This window comes from Kitasatospora sp. MAA4 (assembly GCF_029893355.1).
Classification (GTDB): domain Bacteria; phylum Actinomycetota; class Actinomycetes; order Streptomycetales; family Streptomycetaceae; genus Kitasatospora.
Window position 1 is genome coordinate 184,379 of record NZ_JARZAI010000006.1, and the last position, 23,689, is coordinate 208,067.

Below are 23,689 nucleotides of genomic sequence, written 5' to 3' on the forward strand. Positions count from 1 at the left end.
GGTCCGTCAGCAACGTCACCCACCCTCATCACCGCTAGGAGCGCCATTGTGATCCGGCACCTGGTCCTGTTCAAGCTCAACGAAGGCATCGGCAAGGACGACCCGCGCGCGCTCGCCGCCGCCAAGGGCTTCGAGGGCCTCGACCAGCAGATCCCCGAGCTGCTGGAGTGGCAGATCGGCTGGAACATCAGCCCGCGCGACATCGCCTACGACTTCGCGCTCAACAGCCTGGTCGCGGACGCAGCCGCCCTGAAGGCGTACGCCACCCATCCGGCCCACCTGGTGGTCGCCAAGCAGTGGCAGGAGATCGCCACCCTCGTGGTGGCCGACTTCGAGGTCTGATCCCGGCTGCGGCCTGTAGATCGCACCCGCACGACCCAACGGCCCCCCGCCCCGCCGTCGACTGCCTCGCAGTCGCAGCCGGGACGGGGGGCCGCGGCGTTCCCGGCCGGGCTGGTCCGAGTGGCCGCCCGTGCGCCACCCCGCTCCCAACACGCCTCGGTGCGGTGCTTGAAGGAACTACGCCCGGCTTGTGATGCTATGACCGATTTCGCCGGGCACAACAGGGTGGTGGACCGAGGAGGATGACACGTCCGTGCGGATCCAGGACGGTACGCCGGACACCGGCATGAGCAGGGCGAGTGACAGTGGCGGCACGGTCGATCCGGTCGGCGGCAACACTGCGGCCGAGGTGAGCGGCGCGGGCGCCGTGATCGAGCAGGAGGAGGAGGCCGAGAGCGCGAGCGGCCTGCCGGGCCGCCCGATCGACGTCCGCACGCTGACCCGGGTGCTGTTCGAACGCCTCGCCGAGCTGCCCCCCGACGCACCCGAGCGCGAGCAGGTCCGCGCGGCACTCATCGAGGTCAACATCCCGCTGGTGCGCTACGCGGCCACCCGCTTCCGCAGCCGCAACGAGCCGATGGAGGACGTCGTCCAGGTCGGCACGATCGGCCTGATCAACGCCATCGACCGGTTCGACCCGCACCGCGGCGTGCAGTTCCCCACGTACGCGCTGCCCACCATCCTCGGCGAGATCAAGCGCTACTTCCGCGACAACGTCCGGACCATGCACGTGCCGCGCCGGCTCCAGGAGCTCTGGGTGCAGGTCAGCGGTGCCATGGAGGAGCTGACCGTGACGCACGGCCGCACCCCCAAGGTGCCGGAGATCGCCGCCAACCTGCGGATCCCGGAGGAGGACGTACGGGCCTGCCTGGACGCCGGCCGCGCCTACAGCGCCGCCTCGCTGGAGGCCGCGCAGGAGCACGAGGGCGGCCTGGCGCTGCTCGACCGGCTGGGCTACGAGGACTCGGCGCTCACCGACGTCGAGCACCGCGACATGGTGCGGCACCTGCTGGTGCAACTGCCCGAGCGCGAGCGGCGGATCGTCATGCTGCGGTTCTTCGCCAACCTGACGCAGTCCCAGATCAGCACCGAACTGGGGATGTCCCAGATGCACGTCTCGCGGCTGCTGGCCCGGATCCTGACCCGGCTGCGGACCGGGAACGACTGGGAGGAGTGACCGCCGTGATCACGGAGCGGACATTGCTGCGCGCTACCGTCGCGTGACATCTTGCGACGTTCGGGTTTGCCGGGGACTGTGATCCGGTATTCAAGCGGTGGGGGGCGTCGTTGGTTTGGGCGCACACCGGGGAACCGCCGAGCGGCGGATCCTGTTGGAACAGTCACGAGGGGGTGGGTGCATGTCCGCAGAGCTGGGCAGCGCAGAGATCCACGGCAGCACGGCGGTCGCCGAGCACGCTCCGCAGGAGCACGCCTCGGCCGTCGGGGACACCGTGCCCGCCACGCCCGTCGCGCCCGTCGCCGCCGTCGCACTCCCCGCGCCGCGCCAGCAGCCGGCCCTCGGCCCCAACCTGGACACCCGCACCCTCTCCCGCTCGCTCTTCCGCCGGCTCGCCACCCTCACCGCCGGCAGCGACGAGCACACCTACGTCCGCGACACCCTGATCGAGCTCAACCTGCCGCTGGTCCGGTACGCCTCCGCGCGGTTCCGCAGCCGCAACGAGCCGATGGAGGACATCGTCCAGGTCGGCACGATCGGCCTGATCAAGGCGATCGACCGGTTCGACCCCGAGCGCGGGGTCGAGTTCCCGACCTTCGCGATGCCCACCGTGGTCGGCGAGATCAAGCGCTTCTTCCGGGACACCAGCTGGTCGGTCCGGGTCCCGCGCCGCCTGCAGGAACTGCGCCTGGCGCTCACCAAGGCCGGGGACGAGCTGTCCCAGCGGCTGGACCGCTCGCCCACCGTCGCCGAGTTGGCCGTCTGCCTGGGCGTCAGCGAGGAGGACGTGGTCGAGGGCCTGGCCGTGGGCAACGCCTACACCGCCAGCTCGCTCGACTCCAGCCCCGGCGAGGAGGACGGCGACGGCCCGCTCGCCGAGCGCCTGGGCTACGAGGACCTCGCGCTCGAGGGCGTCGAGTACCGCGAGTCGCTCAAGCCGCTGCTGGCCAAGCTCCCGCCGCGCGAGCGCCGGATCATCATGCTGCGCTTCTTCGGGAACCTGACGCAGTCCCAGATCGGCGAGGAGATCGGCATCTCGCAGATGCACGTCTCACGGCTGCTGACCAAGACCCTCACCCAGCTGCGTGAAGGCCTGATCAGCGAGGGCTGAGTCCCCCCAAGCGCCCGATCTCGACCCCGAACCGTCACACCCCATGTACTCGTCGTATGGTCGATCGATCCGATCAGGGCCATCGACATCCGAGTCATGGGGGACTGGCATGGGCACGGGAGCGGCACAGTTGCCGGAGCTGGTGTACGCACCGGCGCGGCCGATCCTGCACGATGGACGGCGCGAGCTCCTCTACGAGGTGCGGGACCACCCCGACGGCACGCGGGTTCTGCCGGTGTTCACCTCGCTGGATCGCCTGGTAGAGGAACTCGGACCGGCGCAGCCCTGGGCGCAGTCTCCGCTGCGCGCGGTCCGGGCGCTGATGGGCGCTGTCGGAGTAACCCGTGTCGAGCTGGATCCCGCCCTAGCCGGATCGGCCTGGCGCTGGACGCCCGAAGACCTCGACCGGTACGTGGGGGAGACCGCATGAGCGGCAGCTACGCCATCACGAAGCTGAAGTAGGCGACAGAAGTGGCCAGCAAGAAACCGACGCAGCTCGACGGGTTCGCCCACACCTGGGTGGGCGGCGACATCCACGGCCTCTCCGCACTCGCGGGCACGCTCTACGGCTACCTGCCGAAGATCGACGAGGCGGTGACGTTCCTGAACAACAGCGTCAGCAAGGTCGCCCACGACGCCGGCTGGTCGGGCGACGCAGCCGGCGCCTTCCAGCAGGCCTGGGGCACCGACGCACTGGCCGCACAAGCGCTGCAGTCGGTGATCTCGGCGACCGGCGACGCGCTCGACACCCTGGCGGTGCAGCTCGCCGCCATCGAGTCGGCCCTGGAGGACGGCGCCGACCACGCCCGGACGCAGGGAGTCGCGATCGGCGCGGACGGCCAGCCGCCCGCTGCCGCACCTTCGGTCGGACCACCCAGCAGCCCGCCGCCCGCCAACCCGGCGGCGGCGCAGGCCGCAAGCGACTACGCGACGCTGTGGACGCAGAGTCTGCAGGTCGCGGAGCAGGCGCGGGTGGATGCGGCGACCACGCTGAAGGGGATCTACGACCAGGTCGCTCCGCCCAAGACCGGCACCGACAGCGCGCTGGCGACCGGCGACAAGGGCACGGTGGGCGACTACCTGCGCGGGCTCTGGGCCGTACCGTCCGCGTACAGCAAGACCGTGGGCGAGCAGGCCGAGAAGCTGCGCGGCGACGCGGCTGCGGCCCAGGCCGCCTGGACAGCGGCGAAGAACGCCCGACCCAACCCCAACATCCCGATGCCCAAGGACGTCAAGGACAACCTGCACGACACGCGGCTCAAGCTCGCGGATGTCGAGACCAAGTTGACCGCGGCCGAGGCGTTGGAGAGCAAGACCGTCCTGTCCAGCAAGCTGGACACCCGACTGACCACGGCCCTCTCGTTGATAGGCGTCGAGGCCCGCACCTCGGCCGAGCTGGGCGCGTTCCAGAAGACCGAGAAGTTCATCGGTGATGTCCCGTTCCTGGACGCCATCGCTGCGGTCGACGGTACCTATTTCATGGCCCGCGACGACATCCAGAAGGGGCAGCCCTGGTACGAGGCCGTACCGGAGGACGCTCTCGCCAACGTGGGCAGTCTCGCCGTTGGCGCTGTAGCGGGCACACTCGCCGCCGGCGCGGCCGACGCCATTGGGACGGGTCTCGGGTTCGCCGGGGCCGGCGTCATCGGCGTCGCTTCCGGCGCGGTGATTGGTGGAGTGGTCTGTGTCGGCGTCGGCGACCTGACGTCCAACCTCTTCCACGAACACTGGGACGAGGACATGCACAAGGACGGCTTCTGGGGCGGTCTCGGGGACGGGATCGGTCACAGCGTCAGCAAGACCGGATCCGACATGGCCGACCTGGCGAGCAAGACCGGGTCCACCGTCGAGAACCTGGGGAAGAAGGCGTGGCATGGGATCTTCGGGTAGCCGCACGCCCCACACCCCGAGGCCGAGGCTGACTCTGCTGCCTCCGTCTGACGGCGTGGTGTCCCCGAACTGGCGTCGAGTCCAGCTTTCCGACCTGCCCGACGGGGTCACGGCTCTCTCGATTCCCGGGGTGGGGACGAGCTGGTACCGACGCGGAATCGTCTACTGGATGAACCGCCTCGTCGCCTTCGCGATGTTCGTGACTCTGACGGTCATCTACGTGCTCCTCTACAAGTTGATCCTCTGGGATGACCCCAACACCACGCATTTCGGGGCGATGTGGTGGGGGGTCCTGATCTTCGGGGTGGTCACGACCGCGGAGGGGTACCGGGTGGCCCTGCCCGGACGGCTGCTGCTCTGGAAGGTGCTCCGAACGAATCCCGGCCGGTTCGTCAGTGCGGTACTTGCCGTCCCGTTCTTCACCTACGCACTCTCCGTCGCGTTCCTGGCGCCAGGATTCGCCCTCAGCCGCGCCGTCCAGTCCCTGAGCCTGACCACTCCGGACGAGCGGATCGCCCGCGCCGACCTCGATGCCCAGCTCCGGGCGCACCCCCACCACCCCGGTCCTGTGCCTACGGTCGGGTGCCGATCACGACGGTCGCGTACAGCTCGTCCGAGCTGACCACGCGTGGGAGCAGGCCGTGGCGGGCGAAGGCCTCGGCGGTGTGGGGGGCCTGCCGCTCGCTGGTCTCGATCAGCAGGTGGCCGCCCGGGGCCAGCCATCGGGCGGCCTCTGCGGTCACCCGGCGCTGGACGTCGAGGCCGTCGGCGCCGCCGTCGAGGGCGACCAGTGGCTCGTGCAGGCGGGCCTCGGGCGGGAGCAGGCCGATCTCGTCGGTGGGCACGTAGGGCGCGTTGGCGACCAGGACGTCGATCCGGCCGCGCAGCGCGGCGGGCAGCGGTGCGTAGAGGTCGCCTTCGTGGACCCGGTCGCCGGCCGCGATGTTGCGGCGGGCGCAGCGCACCGCGGCGGGGTCGATGTCGGCGGCGTGCAGCTCGGGCCGGTCCAGGACCGCGAGCAGCGCGGCGGCGACCGCGCCCGAGCCACAGCACAGGTCGACGACGACGGCGCCCGGTCCGGCGAGTGCGGCCGCCTGGCCGACCAGGAACTCGGTGCGCCGCCGGGGCACGAAGACACCCGGTTCGACGATGATCCGCAGGCCGCAGAACTCGGCCCAGCCGAGGACCTGTTCGAGCGGAACGCCGTCGACCCGCCGGTCCACCATGGCGGTGAGCTCGGCGGGGTCGCGGGCGGTGGAGAGCAGCAGTCGGGCCTCGTCCTCGGCGAAGACGCAGCCTGCGGCCCGGAGCCTGGTGACAAGGACGGAAAGCGGGAGAAGTGCGGGGGAAACCGACATGGGAAACCTTTCGGGACGCCTGTGGGCGCTCCCGCGGCCTCGCACCTATGCCTGGTGGACCGCGTGGTCGTCAAAGGGGAGCGCCCGACCTGTTGCAGCGGTAATCGGACTCACCTCCTCGGATGCACGACTCGTGACGGATTCACTGTAGCGGTTCGCGTCAGTCGTCCAGCAGGTTCTTGCGCAGTCCGGCCAGCACGGTGTCGTCAAGGCCCAGGCCGGTGCGCCAGAACGCGTCGAAGGACGGCCAGCCGGCGGCGACCTCGTCGAAGGCGGCCTCCAGGTAGCGGCGGTCGGCGCGGAAGAGCGGGAGCAGCAGCGAGGGGTCCTGCATCAGGCCGCGGGTGTAGAAGCTCTCCACGATCTGCTCGATCAGCGCCGCCGAACGGGCGTTGGTCAGCAGGTAGTCCTCGTAGACGGTCTCCTGCTCGACGCCGAGGACGGTGAGCAGCAGGGCCGCCGTCCAGCCGGTGCGGTCCTTGCCGGCGGTGCAGTGGAAGAGCAGCGGGGTGCCGTCCGGCGCGGCCATCAGGCGCAGCACGGTGGCGAACCGCTCGCGTGCGACCGGGTCGGTGACGAACCAGCGGTAGAGGCCGGTCATCATCCCGGCCGCCTTGCCGTCGCCGAGCAGATCCTGCTGCTTGACCGGGTCGCGGTCGGCCAGGGCGTCACGCAGCGCGACGTAGATGTCGAAGTCGGCAGCGAACACCGGCAGATGGTGCAGGGTGATGCCGTCGGGGGCGGTGCGCTCCACGGTGACCGGCACGGAGGACAGTTCGGCGGCCGCGATGTCGGCGACCGGCAGTCCGGGGACCCGGTCGGGGCCCGCCTCGCGGACCTCGTCCAGGCTGCGCAGGTCCACGATCTGACGCAGGCCCAAGTCGGCGAGCAGCTCCACGTCCTCTTCACCCAGACGGTTCAGGCCGTCACTGCGCAGTGCGACGCCCGAGCGCAGCACCCGGCCGTCTGCCGTGCGGTAGCCGCCCAGATCACGGGCGTTCACGGCACCCCGCAAACCGAGGCTCCGGGCGGAAAGTTCGTCGGCGGCCGGGGTGGGCTGCTCAGTCACAGTGGTTCCTCCTGGATTATCGAACAACGAGGCGGCACAGAGGGGGGGCAGAGCACTCTGACCGCTCCCTTCAGCTGTATCTACCAGACAAGGGTACGAACCTGTACGTCCGGTGAGTGTTCATCACATCAGCTGGGCACTCTTGACACTGTCCACGTCATATTCCCGCAGGTGACGTGCCTATGGAGCAGAACATGTCATGGACTTGCAAAATCCTGCTCCATTAAGTCTTCCCTAACTCACAGTTAGTGCCTAACATGGCGCCGACGTGAACATCTGTGACAGATTTGCAGTCCTCTCACCCGTTCGGCGGCATGCCCGGGTATTTCTGCCCCACCATGGTCGCAAGTGAACCGCACCGATTTTTCGTGCGGCACGGGGGACGCGAAAATGATCATTCGGGGTGGACGTCGGGGTCGTCTGCCCTGCTCAGGGGAGGAACACCGAACTATGGGTCGAGCGACCCGTCGCGCTGCCGCCTGCGCGGCAGTCGGTCTGCTGGCTGCCGGTCTGCAGACCGTGACCGCGCACGCCGCGGCACAGAACCGAATCGACCTCACCGTGCTGCTGGTGGACGACGGTGGCCCGGCCACCGCCGCCATCGCCGCAGAGCTGACGAGTGAGGGCACCCCGTACACCACGGTGAAGCTCTCGGACCCGAACCGTCCGACGATCAACGCCGCCTTCCTCAGTGACACCCTGAACGGCGCCCCGCGGGCGAAGTTCGAGGGCGTCGTGCTTCCGAACGACAACCCCTTCGGCACCGGCTCGGCCGAGATGACCGCGCTCGCCACGTACGAGGCGACCTTCGGCATCCGCCAGATCGACGCGTACACCTACGCGCAGCCCTCGGTCGGCCTGAACTGGGCTCAGAACCCCGGCTACATCGGCACGCTGGACGGCACCCAGGGCGGCGTCACCGCCGCCGGCACCGCGGGTCCGTTCGGATACCTGAAGGGGAGCGTCCCCTTCGAGGACAACGACCCCAACGTCAGCGAGAGTTACGGCTACCTCGCCACCCCGCTGACCACCCTGCCCGCCGGCTCCACGTTCACTCCCCTGGTGGACGCGCCGATCCCGGGAACCACCTCGCGCGGTTCGCTGGTGGGCGAGTACGCCCACGACAACCGCCGGGAACTGGTCGTCACCTTCGTCTACAACCAGTACCAGCAGCAGTTCCGGCTGCTGGCGCGCGGCATGGTGGACTGGGTGACGCAGGGAGTTCACCTCGGCTACGACCAGAACTACTTCGCGGTCCACGCCGACGACCTCTTCCTGTCGGACGATCGCTGGAGCAGCACCCTCAAGTGCACCCCGGGCGACGTCACCTGCCCGCCCAACACCAGCCCGGACCTGAACCCGATCCGGATGACCCCGTCCGACGTCGACACCCTGGTGGCGTGGGAGAAGGCCAACAACTTCACCATCGACTTCCCGTTCAACGGCGGTGGCAGTGCGGACTGGGAGTCGGAGAACAACACGACGACCGACCCGCTGCTGACGAAGTTCCTGGCCGACCAGTCGTCGTTCCGGTTCATCAACCACACCTGGGACCACCCGTTCCTCGGGTGCCAGCAGGACGTCACCGTCGTGCCCTGGAAGTGCCAGACCGACGCCAGCGGCAACGACATCTGGGTCAGCGAAGCGACCATCCAGAGCGAGATCCAGCAGAACATCACCTGGGCCCAGCAGCAGGGCCTGAAGATCGACCCGACCGAACTGCTCACCGGTGAGCACTCGGGCCTGGTGACGCTGCCCCAGCAGCCCACCGACAACCCGAACCTCGCCCCCGCGCTCGCCGCCGCCGGCATCAAGTGGACCGGCAGCGACGCCTCCCGCGAGCCGGCCCAGCGCGCGGTCGGCTCCACGCTGACCGTCCCGCGGTACCCGATGAACGTCTTCTACAACGCGAGCACCGCCGCGACGGAGACCGACGAGTACAACTGGATCTACAACAGCAAGGCCAACGGCGGCAGCGGTCTCTGCGAGACCTCGGGCAACTCCACCTGCCTGCCGGCCCCGCTGAGCGAGGCCACCGGCTACACCTCGTACATCGTGCCGCTGGAGACCCGGATCGACCTCGGCCACGTGCTGAACAACGACCCGCGTCCGCACTTCATCCACCAGTCCAACTTCGCCGAGGGCCAGATCGCCTACCCGGTGCTGAACAGCATCCTGAACACCTACAAGGGGCTGTACAACACCAACACCCCCCTGGTGAACATGAGCGAGAGCAGCATCGGCACCGAGCTGCAGAAGCGTTCCGCCTGGGCCGGCGCCGTCTCCAACGGCCAGGTCACCGGCTACCGGATCGGCAGCACCGTGACGGTCAGCGCGCCCTCGGGCGTGCAGATCGAGGCGACCATGCCGACCGGCACCACGCAGAAGCAGCTGCTCGGCAGCACGGCCTTCGGCGCCCCGTACGCGGGCTCGCTCACCGGCTGGGTCTCCCCGGGCGCGTTCCAGGGCTCCGTCACGCTCACCCTGAGCGCGGCGAACACCCCGAGCGGAGCCGCTGTCGTCAAGGCGAACACCGTCAAGATCGCCCCGGCCGCGCCGAAGGCCGTCGTGCCCCAGGGCGTCCTCAAGGCGGTCCCGGCCGGTCCGGGCGACATCAAGCGCACCAAGGGCAAGTCGCTGGTTCCGAACACCAGCAAGTAGCAGTGCGCACCGGGCGGCCGCCAACCGCAGCCGCCCGGTGAACACGCAGTAAGCAGAAGCATCGGTGGGGGCCCACCACGTCCCCACCGATGCAGCGCCCGGCCGCCATCGGGCGCCTGACAGGGGGAGGGAAGCCAGGATGCGCGTCACCCTGCTCACCGAGGGGACGTACCCGCACTCGCACGGCGGAGTCAGCGTCTGGTGCGACCAGCTCGTCCAGGGCATGCCCGATGTCGAGTTCGACATCATCGCGGTCACCGGCAGCGGCAACGAGGGCCTGGCCTGGGAGCTTCCGGCGAACGTCCGCAGCGTGACCCCGGCCCCGCTCTGGGGCCCGGCCGACGACCGCAAGCCGCCGCGCGGCCGTTCGCTGAAACGGTTCCTCGACGCGTACGAGCGCTTCCTGCACGCCATCCTCGACCCGGTCTACACCACCCACTTCGGCACCGAGCTGTACGGCTTCGCGGACTACGCCCGCCAGGGCCTGCTCAGCGCCGCGCTGCGCAGCGAGCCGGCCCTCAAGACGCTCCAGCACGTCTGGACCCGTGCCTACCTGCCGACCGCCGCCGCCCAGCCCACCCTGCACGACGCCCTGCACGCCACCGACCTGTTGGAGCACGCGCTGCGCCCGCTGTCCGTCGAACCGCCCCACGACGGGGTCGCGCACGCGGTCAGCGGCGGACTGGCGGCGCTGCCCGGGTTGATAGCGGCCCAGCAGTTCGCGGTGCCCTTCCTGCTCACCGAGCACGGCATCTACCTCAGAGAGCGCTACCTCGGCTACCGGACCGGCCCCTACCGCTGGCCGGTCAAGGCCCTGCTGCTCGGCTTCTACCGGATGCTGGCCGAGGAGAGCTACTCGCGCGCCGCTCTGGTCACCCCCGGCAACCGGTACAACCGTCGGTGGGAGGAGCGCGGCGGGACGCCCTCGGACAACATCCGCACCGTCTACAACGGCGTGGACCCCGACCTCTTCCCGGCCGCCGGCGCGGAGCCCGCCACCCCCACCCTGAGCTGGGCCGGACGGGTCGACCCGATCAAGGACCTGGAGACCCTGATCCGCGCGTTCGCGCTGGTCAGGCAGGAGATGCCGGACGCCAGACTGCGGATGTTCGGCGGCACCGCGCGCGGCGCGGAGGGCTACCGGGACGGCTGCATAGCCCTGGCCGCGGAGCTCGGTCTGGGCGACTCCGTGGTCTTCGAAGGACGGGTGGAGGACATCCAGGACGCCTACGCGGCCGGCAACGTGGTGATGCTCAGCAGCATCAGCGAAGGCTTCCCGTTCACCCTGATCGAGGCGATGTCCTCGGGCCGGGCGACCGTCTCCACCGATGTCGGCGGCGTGCGCGAAGCGGTCGGCGACACCGGTCTCGTGGTGCCGCCGCGCGAGCCCGCCCCGATGGCGCAGGCCGCGCTGGAGCTGCTGCGCGACCCGGAGAGACGGGCCCTGATGGGCGCGCAGGCCCGGCTGCGGGTGATCGAGCAGTTCACCCTGCGGCAGAACATCGACGGCTTCCGCGGGATCTACACCGAGCTGCTGGGGGAGCGCCGCTGGCTGCCGAACACCGTGGTCGCGGTCGACCAAGCGGCAGAGCCCGTACCGGTGTTGGCGGGTGCCACGGCGGCCGAGCCCGAGGTGGGCTACGGCTGGTGGGAACGCGCGGAGGCAAGCGGATGAGCGGCCCGCTGCGCCTGGTCCCCGACGAGGGCACCCCGGGCTGGGCCGAGGAGACCATGCAGCTGCGCTCGCTGCCGCGCCAGCGCAAGCGGCCGCGCCTGGAGAGCACGGCCACCGCCTCCCCCGAGCTCTCCCCCGACCCGATCGACGAGCTCGCCGAGCGGCTGGCCGACATCTGCGCCGACGCGGTGCACCCCTACGAGATCGCCGCCTTCCTGGAGTCGGACGGTCTGACGGACGAGCAGGCCGCGCTGAACTACGGCCGCCCGGACGCCTTCACGCTCGCCGAGGAGCTCTTCGCCAAGGTCGACCGCCGCTACCCGGGAACCCCCGCGGCAGCGGTCGACCCGTGGCGGGCCGATCCCTGGCGCTGCGCGCTGCGCGGCCTGGTCTTCGCCCTGCCCGGCCTGGGCTACCTGCTGGGCGCCGACCTGTTCGCCGTCCACCGGATGCGCTTCGGCATGCCCTCCGGGATGGCCGCGATGGCAGGTGCCACCCTGCTGAGCTGGGCCTGGAACCAGGCGCTGGCGCACCGGGCGTACAGCTGGCTGAGCCGGGTCGATCGGCGCTCGGCCGGACGGGCCCTGGCCGTGGGCGCGCCGAGCGGCGCGCTGCTGGCGGCCGGTTTCGGCTACCTGCTGGGTGGGCCGCGGTCGGCGCTCTGGTTCACCGGCGGTCAGTCGGCGTACCTTGGGGCTGCGACCGTGCTCCTGGTGCTCGGTCAGGAACGTCTGCTGCTGGCCGCGTTGGCGCCATCGGTGGTCGGCGCGGGCCTTGTGCTGGCCCTGCCGCTACCGACCGTGGTGCGCGCTGCCATCCTGCTCGCCACGCTGGCCGGCGCGCTCGGGCTGGCCGTCTGGCAGGTGGTGCGCTGCCTGCGGACCACCGCGGTCACCGGCGGCAGCGAACCACCCCGGCACGAGATCGCGGCGGCGGGCCTGTTCGGGCTCGGCGTCGGCACCCTCACGCTGGTGGCGGGGCTCGGGGCGACGGTGCACCACGCCGTCCGACCGTCCGACCCGCCGGTGGCGGGCGGCGGCACGGGGGCCGCCATGGTCGCGCTCACGCTCAGCCTCGGCCTGGCCGAGTGGCTCCTGTACCGGTACCGCAGCCTGGCGACCGCCGCGCTGCGTACCAGCCACAGCCCCGGCGGGTTCCGCCGCCGGACCGTACTGCTGCTGGCCGGCTGCCTGCTCGGCTACCTGGCCGTGGTCGGCGCGCTGGACCTGGCGGCGACCCGGCTGTGGCCGCACACCCCACTGGTGGACCCGCCCCGCCTGGGCGCCCTGCTGCTGCTCGCCGCCACGCTCTGGATGGCGCTGCTGCTCCAGGCGCTCGGACTGAGCTGGCGCACCGCCGGGCTCTGCCTGGCGGCGGCCGCCTTCGAGTCCGCCGTCCTGTTCACCGGGGCCGATCCGTTGCAGGTCCAGCTGTACGGCTGCGGAGCAGCCGCCGTACTGCTCTTCCTGCTCGCCACGGTCGTCCTCGGGCGCACCACCACGCACCGCTGACTGTTCGCCACCACACCACAGATAGGGCATTCCACGTCATGAGTACTGTCGCAGTCACCGGAGCCGAGGGATTCATCGGTTCCCACCTGGTCGAGAAGCTCGTCTCGCACGGTCACCACGTCCGGGCGATGGTCCAGTACAACTCGTTCTCCTCCTTCGGCTGGCTGGAGACGCTGGACCGCGACACGCTCGGCTCGGTGGAGATCGTCCTCGGCGACGTGCGCGACCCGGGGTCGGTGAACGGGCTGGTCAAGGGCACCGAGGCGGTCTACCACCTGGCTGCCCTGATCGCCATCCCGTACTCGTACCAGGCCCCGCACTCGTACATCGAGACCAACGTCACCGGTACGCTCAACGTGCTGGAAGCCGTCCGCCACCTCGACATCCCGCGTATGGTGCACACGTCGACCAGCGAGACCTACGGAACGGCGCAGACCGTGCCGATCACCGAGGACCACCCGATCAACACCCAGTCCCCGTACTCGGCTTCGAAGGCCGGCGGGGACCGGCTGGCGGACTCCTACCACGCCAGCTTCGCCACCCCGGTGGTCACCCTGCGCCCGTTCAACACCTTCGGACCGCGTCAGTCGATGCGGGCCGTCATCCCCACCGTGATCGCCCAACTCGCCGCCGGTGAGCGGGAGATCACCCTGGGGGACCTGCGTCCGACCCGCGACTTCATGTTCGTCAAGGACACCGCGAACGCCTTCCACACGGTGGGCACCGCGCCCGCCGAGACGGTGGTCGGCCAGACCTTCAACGCCGGTACCGGCGGCGAGATCTCGGTCGGCGACCTGGTCACCCTGGTCGGCAAGCTGATGGGCGTGGACGTCACCGTCAAGGAGGACGAGCAGCGCATCCGCCCCGCCAACTCCGAGGTGATGCGGCTGGTCGCGGACGCCACCCGGCTGCGCACGGCCACCGGTTGGGCGCCCGCGCACTCGCTGGAGGAGGGGCTGGAGCAGACCATCGCCTTCTTCCGCGAGCCGGGCAACCTGGCCCGCTACAAGACCGACATCTACAACGTCTGACGCCAACGACCACCATCTGAACCGTCCGAACCAGGCCGGGTCCTCGCGGGCCCACCCGGTTCCGAGAGCACAGTGCCACGCGGCCGGTACCTGCCCCTCCGGCCGCACTCGCACCCTGTCCGCTCGTCTCTTTCGTTCATTACCTGTGGGGGAACCACATGCACGCAGTGATCCTGGCCGGTGGCAAGGGCGTTCGGCTCCGGCCGTACACCACGGCACTGCCCAAGCCGCTGGTTCCGATCGGCGATCAGCACGCCATCCTGGAAATCGTGATGCGCCAACTGGCCAGCGCGGGCTTCAAGACCGTCACGCTCGCGATCGGCCACCTCGGCCACATCATCCGCGCCTACGTCGGCAACGGTTCGCAGTGGGGGCTGCGGGTCGGCTACGCCGTCGAGGACACACCGCTCGGCACCATGGGCCCGTTGCTCACCATGCTCGACCGCCTGCCCGAGAACTTCCTGGTGATGAACGGCGACATCCTGACCGACCTGGACTTCTCCGGCATCCTCAAGCACCACGAGGCCAGTGGGGCGCCGCTCACCATCGCCACCTACGCGCGCCAGGTCAAGATCGACTTCGGCGTGCTGGACACCGAGGACGGCAGCATCACGGGCTTCCGCGAGAAGCCCAGCATGGACTACCGGGTCTCGATGGGCGTCTACGGCGTCTCGCGCTCCGCGCTGTCCGCCTACACGCCCGGACTGCCGCTCGGCTTCGACGACCTGGTGCTCGACCTGCTGGCGGCCAAGACCCCGCCGTCGGCCTACGAGTTCGACGGGTACTGGCTGGATATCGGCCGCCCCGACGACTACGACCGGGCCAACGCCGAGTTCGCGGAGCGCCGTTCGCTGCTGCTCCGGGAGCCCGCGCCGATCGGCGACGGCCTGCACGCGGTGCACAGCGCGCTCGCGGCCGCCGACCGAGCGGCCGCCGACCGGGCGAGCGAGGCCGAGACCGACAGCACGGCTGACGGGCGGGCCGCATGAGAATCCTGCTGCTCGGCGCGGACGGCTTCCTCGGCCGGCACGTCGCCACAGCCCTGCGCGCCCTCCCGGCGGCCGACCTGGTCACCGGTGGGCGCCGGGACAGCCACGACCTGCGGGTCGACCTCACCACGGCCCAACTCTCCACGCTGGCCGACGACCTGGCGGCACTTGCCCCCGACGTGGTGGTCAACTGCGCCGGGGCGGTGGCCGGTAGCGCGCTCCACCAGACCGAGGTGAACGCCCGCGGTCCGGCACTGCTCTGCGAGGCGCTCCAACTCGCGGCTCCCTCCGCCAGGTTGGTGCACCTCGGCTCGGCCGGCGAGTACGGCCTGTGCGAGCAGGGCGTGCCGCTGAGCGAGAGCTCCGACACCCGCCCGGTCGGGATCTACGGCGTCACCAAGCTGGCCGGCAGCCTGGCGGTGGCCGGCTCCAAGCTCGACGCCGTGGTGCTGCGGGTCTTCAACCCGGTGGGCCCCGGCGCGCCGGCGGCCTCGCTGGCGGGCGAGTTGGTGAAGGCCCTGGGCGGCCGGGAGGACATCACGGTCGGGGACCTCTCCGCCTACCGCGACTTCGTCGACGTCCGGGACGTCGCCCGCGCGGTCGCCCTCACGGTCACGGCCGAGGGGCCGCTCCCGCGGATCCTCAACGTCGCGACCGGGCAGGCCCAGCAGGTCCGGGCGATCGCCGACGGTCTGGTGGCGGCCTCCGGCTTCACCGGCCGGATCCACGAGACCGGCGCGGGCTCGGAGCGTTCGGCCGCGGTCTCCTGGCACCAGGCCGACGTCTCGGCGGCCGAGAAGGCACTGGGATGGCAGCCCGTCATCCCGCTCGCCGACACCCTGCGCGACCTCTGGCTGGCGGCCACCGCTAGATGACCTTCACCGAATCCCGCCTGCTGGTGCCGCTGTACGTCCACCCCGCGGTGGACCCGGCGGCCTGGCAGGCGGTCGCGGAGGCGGGGCCGTCCGCCGTCCGGGGCGTCGTGCTGAACATCGCCGACGGCCCGGGCGCGGCCCCCGACCCCGCCTTCGAGCAGGCCGCGGACCGGCTGCGCGCAGCCGGCGTCACCCTGCTCGGGTACGTGGACACCGGCTACGGCCGCCGCCCGCACGCCGAGGTGGTGGCCGAACTGCTGAACTACCGCCAGTGGTACGGCACCACCGGGGTCTACTTCGACCAGGCGGCCAGCCACGCGGACGCCCTCCCGCACTACCGCCGGCTCACCACCGCGGCCCGCGCGGCAGGCTGCGCGACCGTCGTGCTGGGCCACGGCGTGCACCCAGAACCGGCCTACGCCGAGCCCGAACTGAGCGACCTGCTGGTCACCTTCGAGGGCAGTTGGACCGAGTACGATGCCCTGGTGCTGCCGCTCTGGACGGGCCACCACCCGGCCGCCCGGTTCTGCCACCTGGTCTACGACGTCCCCGCCGAACGAGCGCGCGCGGCAGGCGCGTTGATCGCCTCCCGACGGGCCGGTGCGGGCTGCGCGGTGGCCGGCGGCGGCGCCAACCCCTGGGCCGGCGCACCCTACGGCCTCCCCGTCCCCGCTGAAGCTCCCCCCTCCGCCGCCGCCACGGCACTCCCGCACCTGCGACCCTGAACCCGATCCCTGGAGTGCTCACCGTGACGCGCCGCACCCGCGTGCTACTGGCCGCGCTGACCCTGTCCACCGCACTGTTCGTCACGTCCTGCAGCAGTGACGGCGGTGGCGACGACGGGGACGGCGACGCGAGCGGCTCGCCGACCACAGCGATCTCCCCGACGGCGCCCGGCTCCTCCCCGGCGGCTCCGCCGGCCTCGTCCGCCGCGCCCTCCTCGCCGGGCCCGTCCACCAGCTCACCGACCACCAGCTCACCGACCACGACCACCCCGCAGGCGTACTGGCACCCGACCCCGGGGACCGCCTGGCAGTGGCAACTCAGCGGCACGGTGGACCAGTCGGTCGACGTCCCGGTGTACGACATCGACGGCTTCGAGAACGACGCCTCGGTGGTCGCCTCGCTGCACGCCAAGGGCCGCAAGGTGATCTGCTACATCAACGCCGGTTCCTGGGAGAACTTCCGCCCGGACGCCGGTGCCTTCCCGCAGGCCGTGCAGGGCTCCGGCGACGGGTGGAAGGGCGAGAAGTGGCTCGACATCCGCCAACTCGGCGTGCTGCGCCCGCTGCTCACCCAGCGCTTCCAGATGTGCAAGGCCAAGGGCTTCGACGCGATCGAGCCCGACCTGCTGGAGGCCTACGCCAACAAGTCCGGCTTCCCGCTGACGGCGGCCGACCAGTTGGCGTACAACAAGATGGTGGCCGACATCGCCCACCAGCTGGGCCTCGGCGTCGCACTGAAGAACGACGTCGCCCAGGTCGCGGACCTGGTCAACGACTTCGACTTCTCGATCGACGAGCAGTGCGCCGAGTTCCAGGAGTGCGACCAGCTCACCCCGTTCATCAAGGCGGGCAAGGCGGTCCTGCACGTCGAGTACAACGTGCCGAACTCGCAGTACTGCGCCCAGTCCAAGCAGCTCCAGCTCAGCTCGATGGAGAAGCACCTGGAGCTGGACGCGTGGCGCGAGCCGTGCTGACGGCCCGCGCCTGATGGGTCCCTAGATCGCGAGCCAGACCACCGCGCCGACGACCAGCACGGCCACGATCGCCACGACGGCGATCATGCCGCTGCGGTTGCCGCTGCGGTGCACGGAGACGTTGCCGGGGGCCTGCGGCGCCGGGGTCTCCACGAAGGCGCGGAACATCTGGGTGCTGCCGGCGGGGTCTTCATAGTTCTCAGCCATGGCTGGGACTCTAACGAACTTCGGCCCGCGCATGCTATTGCGACAGCGGCGTGAAGATCTTCCGGTCCGCCGCGCGGCGCGGAATGGCCGACGCCCCCGGCTCGTTGCTCCCGTTCATGACCGATAACCACCGTGACTCCCGCCGCCGTGTGACGCTCGGCACCTCCGACCTCACCGTCTTCCCGCTCTCCTTCGGCGGGAACGTCTTCGGCTGGACGGCCGACGAGGCCCAGTCGTTCGCCGTCCTGGACGCCTACGCCGCGGCCGGCGGCGACTTCGTCGACACCGCCGACGTCTACTCGGCCTGGGTGCCGGGCAACAAGGGCGGCGAGTCGGAGACCATCATCGGCAACTGGCTGCGCTCCCGCGGCAACCGGGACTCGATCACGGTGGCCACCAAGGTCGGCGCCCACCCGGAGGCCAAGGGCCTGAAGGCCGAGAACATCAGGGCCACCGTCGAGAAGTCGCTGGGCCGGCTGGGCATCGAGCGGATCGACCTGCTCTACACCCACTTCGACGACCTGGACACGCCGGTCTCCGAGATCATCGGCACCCTGGACGCCCTGGTGAAGGAGGGCAAGGTCCGCGAGATAGCCGCCTCCAACATCAGCGCCGAGCGGCTGTCCGCCTCGCTGGACTTCTCCGACCGGGAGGGCCTGGCCAAGTACGTCGCCATCCAGCCGCGCTACAACCTGGTCTCACGCGACAGCTACGAGGGCGAGCTGGCCGCGGTCGCCGCCGAGCACCGGCTCTCCGCGCTGCCGTACTCCGCGCTGGCCTCGGGCTTCCTGACGGGCAAGTACCGCCCGGGCGGCCCGGCCGTGCAGAGCGCGCGGGCCCAGGGCGCCGGCCGCTACCTGGAGGAGCCGCGCGGCCCGCGGGTGCTCGACGCACTGGACACCGTCGCGGCGGCGCACGGCGTCGAGCTCGCCGGCGTGGCGCTGGCCTGGCTGGCCGCGCAGCCGACCGTCGCCGCGCCGATCGCCAGCGCCCGCACGGTCGAGCAGCTCCCCCCGCTGCTGGTCGGCGCCACGCTGGAGCTGACGGCGGACGAGCTGGCCCTGCTGGACGCCGCCTCGGCCTGACCCGAACCGGACCGGGGCCCTGTCCACAGGCTGTGGACAGGGCCCCGGGGGTTTGGACGCGGGCCGACTCAGCTGGGACGGCCCAGGTGGGTCGGGTAGTAGGAGCGGTTGAGCGTGGATATCCGCACGCTCCGACCCGGGCGCGGGGCCTCCACGTAGCTGCCGCCGCCCAGGTAGATCGCGACGTGGTGGATGCCCGAGGCCCGGCTGCTGTCGGACCAGAAGATCAGGTCACCGCGCCGCAGGTCGGCCGAGCTGACCGGGGTGGTCGCCGCGTACTGGTCGTCCGCGACCCGCGGCAGGTCTATCCCCGCCCGCTCGTAGGCCTGCTGCACCAGCCCGGAGCAGTCGTACCCGTCCGGACCGTCGCCGCCCCAGACGTACGGCTTGCCGAGCTGGGCCAGCGCGTAGTCGACGGCGGCCTCGACGCCGCTGCTCGACGCAGACGGCTGCTGCGCCTGCTGGGTGTCGGAGGTGCGGCTGACGTAGACGTCGTAGTGGCTGGTGTACCGCCACTCGCCGCTCGCGTTGACGAACCAGTACCTGGCGCCGTCCCACCCCTGCCGACGGCCGCTGACCGACGTCCGGGCCAGGTAGACGTCGTAGTGGCTGGTGTACCGCCACTCGCCGCTCGCGTTCTGGAACCAGTACTTGGAGCCGTCCCACCCCTGCTGGATGCCGCCGTCGGTGGCGGCGGGCTCCGGGCTCTCGGGAGCCTGGGCAGCGGTCGACGCCCCGGAGGTCCGGCTCAGGTAGACGTCGTAGTGGCTGGTGTAGCGCCACTCGCCGGCGGCGTTCTGGAACCAGTACTTCGAACCGTCCCAGCCGGCACGGCTCGGCGCCGACTCGGCGCTGGCCGTCCCGCTGCCGAGACCGAGGCCGACCACGCCGGCGCCGGCCAGCACGGTGGTGGCGAGGCAGGTGCCGCGAACGGTGCGGGCGAGCCGGGCCGGTCGGGCCGCCCTCCCGCCCGCCGGGGCGAGTCGCCGGGCGCTGCCGCGCGAGACGCAGTGCAGGCACCCGCAGCCCCGCGGCTCCGCCAGGTCGCCGCGGCGTTCCTCGAAGCCGATCAGGGCGGGGTCGGTGGATATCCTCATGCTCGATTTCCTTCCTTGCGAGCCGGGTTCTTGGTGGTCGCGCGGGCAGCGGGGGCCGGAACCGTGCCGGGCATCGCACTGGACATCGCGCTGGGCACCCCGGCCGGAGCGACGAACGCGACCAGCAACTGCTCCATCAGCGCGCTGCGCGCCGCGTCGTCCAACTCGTGCGTGGTGGCCCGCTCGAGCCGCCGGACGGCCAGCGCGGCAGCCTCCACCGCGTCGTCGACCAGCACCGTGCGCAGGCCCGCGTCCAGGTCCGCGAGCCGGCGCCGACGCATCGACTCGGCCACCTCCGGTGCGTAGTCCAGGGCCTGCGGCTGCACCGAGTAGACCTCCAGACCGGCCGGGGCCGCCTCGGCCGCGAGCGCGCGGGTGAGCTCGTCGGCGAACCACTGCCCATCGCGCAGCGCCGGGCCCGGACCGGCGTTGCTGTCGCACGGCAGCATGCTGGCGGTACGGGTGAGGACGGCGTGGATCTGCTCGCGCAGGTAGTCCTCATGGTCGGCGACGGCGAACAGCGCCCGCGCGGTGTCCTTGATCCGCCAGACCACCAGCAGCCGGACCACGATCGGCGTACCCGTGCGGTCGGTGACCTGGACGGGCTCGCTGCGCCAGTGCCGCAGCCGGACGTCGACCAGGCGGCGGCGCAGCAGCGGGTTGATCCAGAGCAGCCCGGACCGGCGGACCGTCCCGCGGTAGCGTCCCCACCGGCTGAGCACCCGGGTCTCACCGCCCGCGTTGGTGAGCAGCCCGGCGAGGGCGATCAGGCAGGCCAGCCCGGTCGCCGTCACGGCCGCGAGCGCGCGGCCGGTGACGACCGGTCCGCCGGCCGCGAGCACCTCGGGCGAGCGCAGGTCGGGGACGGCGTCGGTGAAGTGCGGGATCAGTCCGACCCGGGCCGTCACCAGGACGATGGAGGCCAGCCCGAGCAGCAGCGCGAGCAGCGCGATCCACCCCGGGAGGGCGACCGCCTCGCGCTCGCGCAGATCGGGGTCGGCCCGCGGCGGGCGGCGGGCGGCGATCTCGGCGCGGGCGTCCACAGGGTGTGGATACTGCGCGCCGGCCCCGCGCGGGCCAGCCACGGGGGTGGGGGTGGGGGTGACGTCGGGGGCGGGCGGCAGCGCCTTGGGGATCGGGGTCGCCCCGACTGGTGTGCGGCGCGGAGAGTGGGTTGGTGCTTCCATGCTCGGATCCTCAGGGTCGTTGTGTCGTCAGGCTAAGTACATAAGTGCGTATATGCGACATTTGATCTGCGGCGTGTCGCGACATCTGACGTTTCATCACCGCCGTCACCTCCGGCGAGCCCCCGAACCTCGGGCGAAGACCCTGCGGATGAGCAGCGACAGGCCCGCCATGATCAGCAGCACGCCGCAGCCCGCCGTCCGCCAGCCGCCGAGGGAGGTGTGACGCACCGTGGAGATCGCCTCCGGCGGCACCGCCAGCTCCCGCTCCGCGAGCGGGACGGCGAGCGGAAGCGCCGAAGCGGAGGGAGAGGGAGAGGGAGAGGGAGAGGCAGAGGGGGTTGCGGAGGGGGTTGCGGAGGGGGTTGCGGACGGGGAAGTCGGCGGGGCCGACTGTGCGGGGACAGGGACGGGGACGGGGATGGGCACCGCGACGGCGCTGGGCGTCGCCGTCGGCGAAGCCGCGTGCGTCGGGCTCGGGCTGGGGCTGGGGCTCGAAGTCGAGGACGGCGAGGGAGAGGGAGTGGGAGAGGACGACGGAGAGGGAGAGGGAGTGGGAGTGGGAGCCACCGTCGGGGCCACCACGACCCGGACCACGTCTCCCCGAGTGGCGTTGCCCGCGCGGTCGGTGGCCGTCGCCGTCAGGAACTGCTCGCCCTGCGCCAGGTCCCGGGAGGCGGCGCACGTCCAGCTCCCGTCGACCGCGGCCACCGCGCTGCACAGCGCGCCGTCCGTCCCGGACACCACGGTCACCGTCGCCCCGGGCTCGGCCCGGCCCGCCAGCCGCGGCCGGACGACGTGCAGCTCCTCGCCCGCCTGCGGCGAGGTGACGACGGGTTTGGCCGGCGCGATGGTGTCGACGATCAGCGCGGTCGGCCGCCCGGCCGTCCGGTTGCCCGCCGGGTCGACCGAGGACGCGGTGAGCTGGTGGGGCCCTTCGGCCAGCTCCTCCACCGGCAGGCAGGACCACGAGCGGTCCGGCCGGACGGCCGTCCGGCACAGTTCCGCGCCGCTCTCGTCGGTGACCGAGATCGTGGTGCCGGGACCGCCGGTGCCCGTGATCAGCAGACCGGGGTCGTTGGTGTACTCCGGGAGGGTGAAGAGCGGCGCCGGCGGGGGCGTGGTGTTGACCGTCAGCTGCACCGGATCCCCGCGCAGCACCACTCCCCCACTGGTCGTCTCGGCGGGCAGCACGGTGTGCCGTCCCTGCGCGAGCGGCGTGTCGGGGCGGCAGGACCACGTCCCGTCGCCGCCCACCGCGGCCCGGCAGAGCGCCGCCCCGGCCTCCTGGACCTCCACGGTCGCGCCAGACACGCCGCTGTCGCCGCGGAACTCCGGCCGGGTGTCGCCGACCGCCGCACCGCCCACCGGGCTGGTGAGTTCGGGTCTGGCGGCGACCACCGCGAGCTGGACGGCCTGGTCCTCCACCTGCCCCGAGTCCGCGAAGCCGCCCGCCTCGACCAGTTGGGCCGGGTCGCGGCCGATCCGCAGCCGGGCCCAGGTGTCCCCCGCGGAGACGTTCGGCGGGACCGTCCACTCCAGGGTCGCGCTGCCGGCGCCCGGCTGGAGGTCGACCTGGGCGCGCTCGGTGGCGTCGAAGCGGCCGTTGCGGTCGAAGTCGATCCAGCCCGCCAGGGTGGCCGGGCCCTGACCGGGGCTGATCGGCACGGTCAGGTCGTAGTAGCCGCCGATCGCGGCGTCGTGCGGGAACGCCAGGGTGGGGTCGTTGGCCAGGTGCTCGACCCGGCCCGGCTGGATCTCGGGCGGCGCGGGCGCGGGGACCGCGCCGCGGACGTGCTCCGGCGTCAGGCCGGTCGCGTCGGCGCCGAGGAAGAGGTCGGAGACCACGTGCGAGGCGTTCCCGTACCCCGACGGCGCGCTGCCGAGCGACTCGTCCAGGGTGACGGTGTACGCCTGGCGCAGCGCGGCCGGCGGGGTGCTGCCGCCCGCCGACGCGGTGCTGCGCTGCTCGACCCGCAGGGTCGCGGTGTCGAAGGTGCCGTCCAGCTCGATGGTGCCGGCCGGGTCGGCGGCGGCGTCGCCGGAGCCGTCGGCGCCGGTCGGCGCGAGCACGCCGTCGCCGACCGTCCAGCCGGACCACGGGGAGCGGCCGGTCAGCGCGGGACCGGCCGGGGTGCCGCCGATGACGGTCAGCCGGGTGGCGCTCTCGGTGCTGCCGTCCGCTCCCTTGGCGGCTGCGGTCAGGCCGCTGACGTGCAGCCGCGGGTTGCGGACCGGGCGGGAGAAGGTGAGCCGCAGCGCGCCCAGGGTGCGCCACGCGCCGTCGGCCTGCGGCCGGTCCTGGCTGAGCTGGAAGGTCTGCGCCGGGGCGCCGGGGCGGACGCCGTCGGTGTAGGCCGGGACCCGCTGGGTGCCCAGGCCGGCGGCGCCGTCCAGGGTGCCGGGCCGGGCCTGGACGGTGACGCCGGGGGCGGCCTCGAAGTCGAGGTCGACGGTGAGTCCGGAGCGCAGCACCGCCTGGTGGTCGTTCGACCAGCCGTCCGGCGACTGCTGCGCCTGGGAGACGGAGGGGAGCCAGCCGAGCGTGAGCCCGGCGGCCAGCGCCACGGCGACGACGACCGGACGGCGTTTTCCCCGGGGCGTTCTCGGGCTCATGGACCCTCCTGTGCACACGATGTGACAAGAAGGAATCACGATCTAACGGGAAGTCACCGGCGGGTTTCCACGCCACGCCGCCGCAACCACCCGTCCGGACGCCCCCGAGGAG

20 protein-coding genes and 1 pseudogene are annotated in these 23,689 nt (G+C 71.7%); 15 read left to right on the top strand and 6 right to left on the bottom strand.

All coding sequences use genetic code 11. The features are described 5' to 3' along the window. The first annotated feature begins 48 nt into the window (after positions 1–48). From P3T37_RS10915 to P3T37_RS10940, 6 genes are all read left to right on the top strand, one after another. Entirely contained in the window at positions 49–342 is a 294-nt protein-coding gene (locus P3T37_RS10915; RefSeq protein ID WP_280723309.1) for a Dabb family protein, read from the top strand. 253 nt (positions 343–595) lie between these two features. Then, positions 596–1,519: an RNA polymerase sigma factor SigF gene (locus tag P3T37_RS10920; protein ID WP_280723310.1), complete on the top strand. Its 924-nt coding sequence runs from the start codon at positions 596–598 to the stop codon at positions 1,517–1,519. A 181-nt stretch (positions 1,520–1,700) separates the two neighbouring features. Next, positions 1,701–2,630: an RNA polymerase sigma factor SigF gene (locus P3T37_RS10925; RefSeq protein WP_280723311.1), complete on the top strand. Its 930-nt coding sequence runs from the start codon at positions 1,701–1,703 to the stop codon at positions 2,628–2,630. Positions 2,631–2,739: 109 nt separating this feature from the next. Then, on the top strand, positions 2,740–3,060 hold the full coding sequence (locus P3T37_RS10930; protein ID WP_280723312.1) for an SAV_915 family protein: 321 nt from the start codon (positions 2,740–2,742) through the stop codon (positions 3,058–3,060). A gap of 41 nt (positions 3,061–3,101) precedes the next feature. Beyond that, entirely contained in the window at positions 3,102–4,520 is a 1,419-nt protein-coding gene (locus tag P3T37_RS10935; protein ID WP_280723313.1) for a hypothetical protein, read from the top strand. 169 nt (positions 4,521–4,689) lie between these two features. After that, positions 4,690–5,142: a hypothetical protein gene (locus P3T37_RS10940; RefSeq protein WP_280723314.1), complete on the top strand. Its 453-nt coding sequence runs from the start codon at positions 4,690–4,692 to the stop codon at positions 5,140–5,142. Here the strand turns inward: P3T37_RS10940 and P3T37_RS10945 are convergent. Beyond that, positions 5,093–5,878 carry a putative protein N(5)-glutamine methyltransferase gene (locus P3T37_RS10945; RefSeq protein ID WP_280723315.1) on the bottom strand — a complete coding sequence of 262 codons (786 nt, stop codon included), beginning with the start codon at positions 5,876–5,878 and terminating at the stop codon, positions 5,093–5,095. The genes P3T37_RS10940 and P3T37_RS10945 overlap by 50 nt on opposite strands. Positions 5,879–6,038: 160 nt before the next feature. Further along, complete coding sequence (locus tag P3T37_RS10950; protein WP_280723316.1) at positions 6,039–6,947, bottom strand: tyrosine-protein phosphatase; 909 nt, start codon at positions 6,945–6,947, stop codon at positions 6,039–6,041. A gap of 450 nt (positions 6,948–7,397) precedes the next feature. Between P3T37_RS10950 and P3T37_RS10955 the strand changes: the two genes are divergently transcribed. From P3T37_RS10955 to P3T37_RS10990, 8 genes and pseudogenes are all read left to right on the top strand, one after another. Then, positions 7,398–9,608: a hypothetical protein gene (locus tag P3T37_RS10955; protein WP_280723317.1), complete on the top strand. Its 2,211-nt coding sequence runs from the start codon at positions 7,398–7,400 to the stop codon at positions 9,606–9,608. 139 nt (positions 9,609–9,747) lie between these two features. Then, positions 9,748–11,283, top strand: a complete 1,536-nt coding sequence (gene pelF, locus P3T37_RS10960; RefSeq protein WP_280723318.1) for a GT4 family glycosyltransferase PelF — start codon at positions 9,748–9,750, stop codon at positions 11,281–11,283. Next, complete coding sequence (locus P3T37_RS10965; RefSeq protein WP_280723319.1) at positions 11,256–12,794, top strand: hypothetical protein; 1,539 nt, start codon at positions 11,256–11,258, stop codon at positions 12,792–12,794. The genes pelF and P3T37_RS10965 overlap by 28 nt, the downstream gene beginning before the upstream one ends. A gap of 38 nt (positions 12,795–12,832) precedes the next feature. Then, on the top strand, positions 12,833–13,825 hold the full coding sequence (locus P3T37_RS10970; protein ID WP_280723320.1) for an SDR family NAD(P)-dependent oxidoreductase: 993 nt from the start codon (positions 12,833–12,835) through the stop codon (positions 13,823–13,825). A 158-nt stretch (positions 13,826–13,983) separates the two neighbouring features. Then, positions 13,984–14,688: pseudogene (locus tag P3T37_RS10975) on the top strand (sugar phosphate nucleotidyltransferase); the annotation flags it as partial. Positions 14,689–14,810: 122 nt separating this feature from the next. Further along, positions 14,811–15,689, top strand: a complete 879-nt coding sequence (locus P3T37_RS10980; protein ID WP_280723321.1) for an NAD(P)-dependent oxidoreductase — start codon at positions 14,811–14,813, stop codon at positions 15,687–15,689. Then, positions 15,686–16,414, top strand: a complete 729-nt coding sequence (locus P3T37_RS10985; RefSeq protein ID WP_280723322.1) for a spherulation-specific family 4 protein — start codon at positions 15,686–15,688, stop codon at positions 16,412–16,414. Before P3T37_RS10980 ends, P3T37_RS10985 begins: the two co-directional genes overlap by 4 nt. Before the next feature lie 23 nt (positions 16,415–16,437). Further along, on the top strand, positions 16,438–17,388 hold the full coding sequence (locus tag P3T37_RS10990; protein ID WP_280723323.1) for an endo alpha-1,4 polygalactosaminidase: 951 nt from the start codon (positions 16,438–16,440) through the stop codon (positions 17,386–17,388). 21 nt (positions 17,389–17,409) lie between these two features. Here the strand turns inward: P3T37_RS10990 and P3T37_RS10995 are convergent, their stop codons facing one another. Then, entirely contained in the window at positions 17,410–17,595 is a 186-nt protein-coding gene (locus P3T37_RS10995) for a hypothetical protein (RefSeq protein ID WP_280723324.1), read from the bottom strand. Positions 17,596–17,711: 116 nt separating this feature from the next. Here P3T37_RS10995 and P3T37_RS11000 point away from each other — a divergent pair, with 116 nt between their 5' ends. Further along, the gene (locus tag P3T37_RS11000; RefSeq protein WP_280723325.1) at positions 17,712–18,680 is read left to right on the top strand and encodes an aldo/keto reductase; all 969 of its coding nucleotides are present in this window, start codon (positions 17,712–17,714) and stop codon (positions 18,678–18,680) included. 68 nt (positions 18,681–18,748) lie between these two features. Here P3T37_RS11000 and P3T37_RS11005 read toward each other — a convergent pair whose 3' ends face one another. The 3 genes from P3T37_RS11005 to P3T37_RS11015 form a co-directional block, all read right to left on the bottom strand. Further along, positions 18,749–19,777, bottom strand: a complete 1,029-nt coding sequence (locus P3T37_RS11005) for an NlpC/P60 family protein (protein ID WP_280723326.1) — start codon at positions 19,775–19,777, stop codon at positions 18,749–18,751. After that, the gene (locus P3T37_RS11010) at positions 19,774–20,964 is read right to left on the bottom strand and encodes an SPFH domain-containing protein (protein ID WP_280723327.1); all 1,191 of its coding nucleotides are present in this window, start codon (positions 20,962–20,964) and stop codon (positions 19,774–19,776) included. Before P3T37_RS11010 ends, P3T37_RS11005 begins: the two co-directional genes overlap by 4 nt. A gap of 105 nt (positions 20,965–21,069) precedes the next feature. Beyond that, positions 21,070–23,577, bottom strand: coding sequence for an Ig-like domain-containing protein (locus tag P3T37_RS11015; protein WP_280723328.1), 2,508 nt, complete (start codon positions 23,575–23,577; stop codon positions 21,070–21,072). Positions 23,578–23,689 lie beyond the last annotated feature (112 nt).

What these genes read in the sequence shown, in the direction of transcription:
- P3T37_RS10925 (WP_280723311.1), top strand. Translation starts at nt 1,701, where the DNA reads ATGTCCGCAGAGCTGGGCAGCGCAGAGATCCACGGCAGCACGGCGGTC.
- P3T37_RS10930 (WP_280723312.1), top strand. Translation starts at nt 2,740, where the DNA reads ATGGGCACGGGAGCGGCACAGTTGCCGGAGCTGGTGTACGCACCGGCG.
- P3T37_RS10940 (WP_280723314.1), top strand. Translation starts at nt 4,690, where the DNA reads ATGAACCGCCTCGTCGCCTTCGCGATGTTCGTGACTCTGACGGTCATC.
- P3T37_RS10945 (WP_280723315.1), bottom strand. Translation starts at nt 5,878, where the DNA reads ATGTCGGTTTCCCCCGCACTTCTCCCGCTTTCCGTCCTTGTCACCAGG.
- P3T37_RS10955 (WP_280723317.1), top strand. Translation starts at nt 7,398, where the DNA reads ATGGGTCGAGCGACCCGTCGCGCTGCCGCCTGCGCGGCAGTCGGTCTG.
- pelF (WP_280723318.1), top strand. Translation starts at nt 9,748, where the DNA reads ATGCGCGTCACCCTGCTCACCGAGGGGACGTACCCGCACTCGCACGGC.
- P3T37_RS10970 (WP_280723320.1), top strand. Translation starts at nt 12,833, where the DNA reads ATGAGTACTGTCGCAGTCACCGGAGCCGAGGGATTCATCGGTTCCCAC.
- P3T37_RS10980 (WP_280723321.1), top strand. Translation starts at nt 14,811, where the DNA reads ATGAGAATCCTGCTGCTCGGCGCGGACGGCTTCCTCGGCCGGCACGTC.
- P3T37_RS10985 (WP_280723322.1), top strand. Translation starts at nt 15,686, where the DNA reads ATGACCTTCACCGAATCCCGCCTGCTGGTGCCGCTGTACGTCCACCCC.
- P3T37_RS10995 (WP_280723324.1), bottom strand. Translation starts at nt 17,595, where the DNA reads ATGGCTGAGAACTATGAAGACCCCGCCGGCAGCACCCAGATGTTCCGC.
- P3T37_RS11000 (WP_280723325.1), top strand. Translation starts at nt 17,712, where the DNA reads ATGACCGATAACCACCGTGACTCCCGCCGCCGTGTGACGCTCGGCACC.
- P3T37_RS11005 (WP_280723326.1), bottom strand. Translation starts at nt 19,777, where the DNA reads ATGAGGATATCCACCGACCCCGCCCTGATCGGCTTCGAGGAACGCCGC.
- P3T37_RS11010 (WP_280723327.1), bottom strand. Translation starts at nt 20,964, where the DNA reads ATGGAAGCACCAACCCACTCTCCGCGCCGCACACCAGTCGGGGCGACC.
- P3T37_RS11015 (WP_280723328.1), bottom strand. Translation starts at nt 23,577, where the DNA reads ATGAGCCCGAGAACGCCCCGGGGAAAACGCCGTCCGGTCGTCGTCGCC.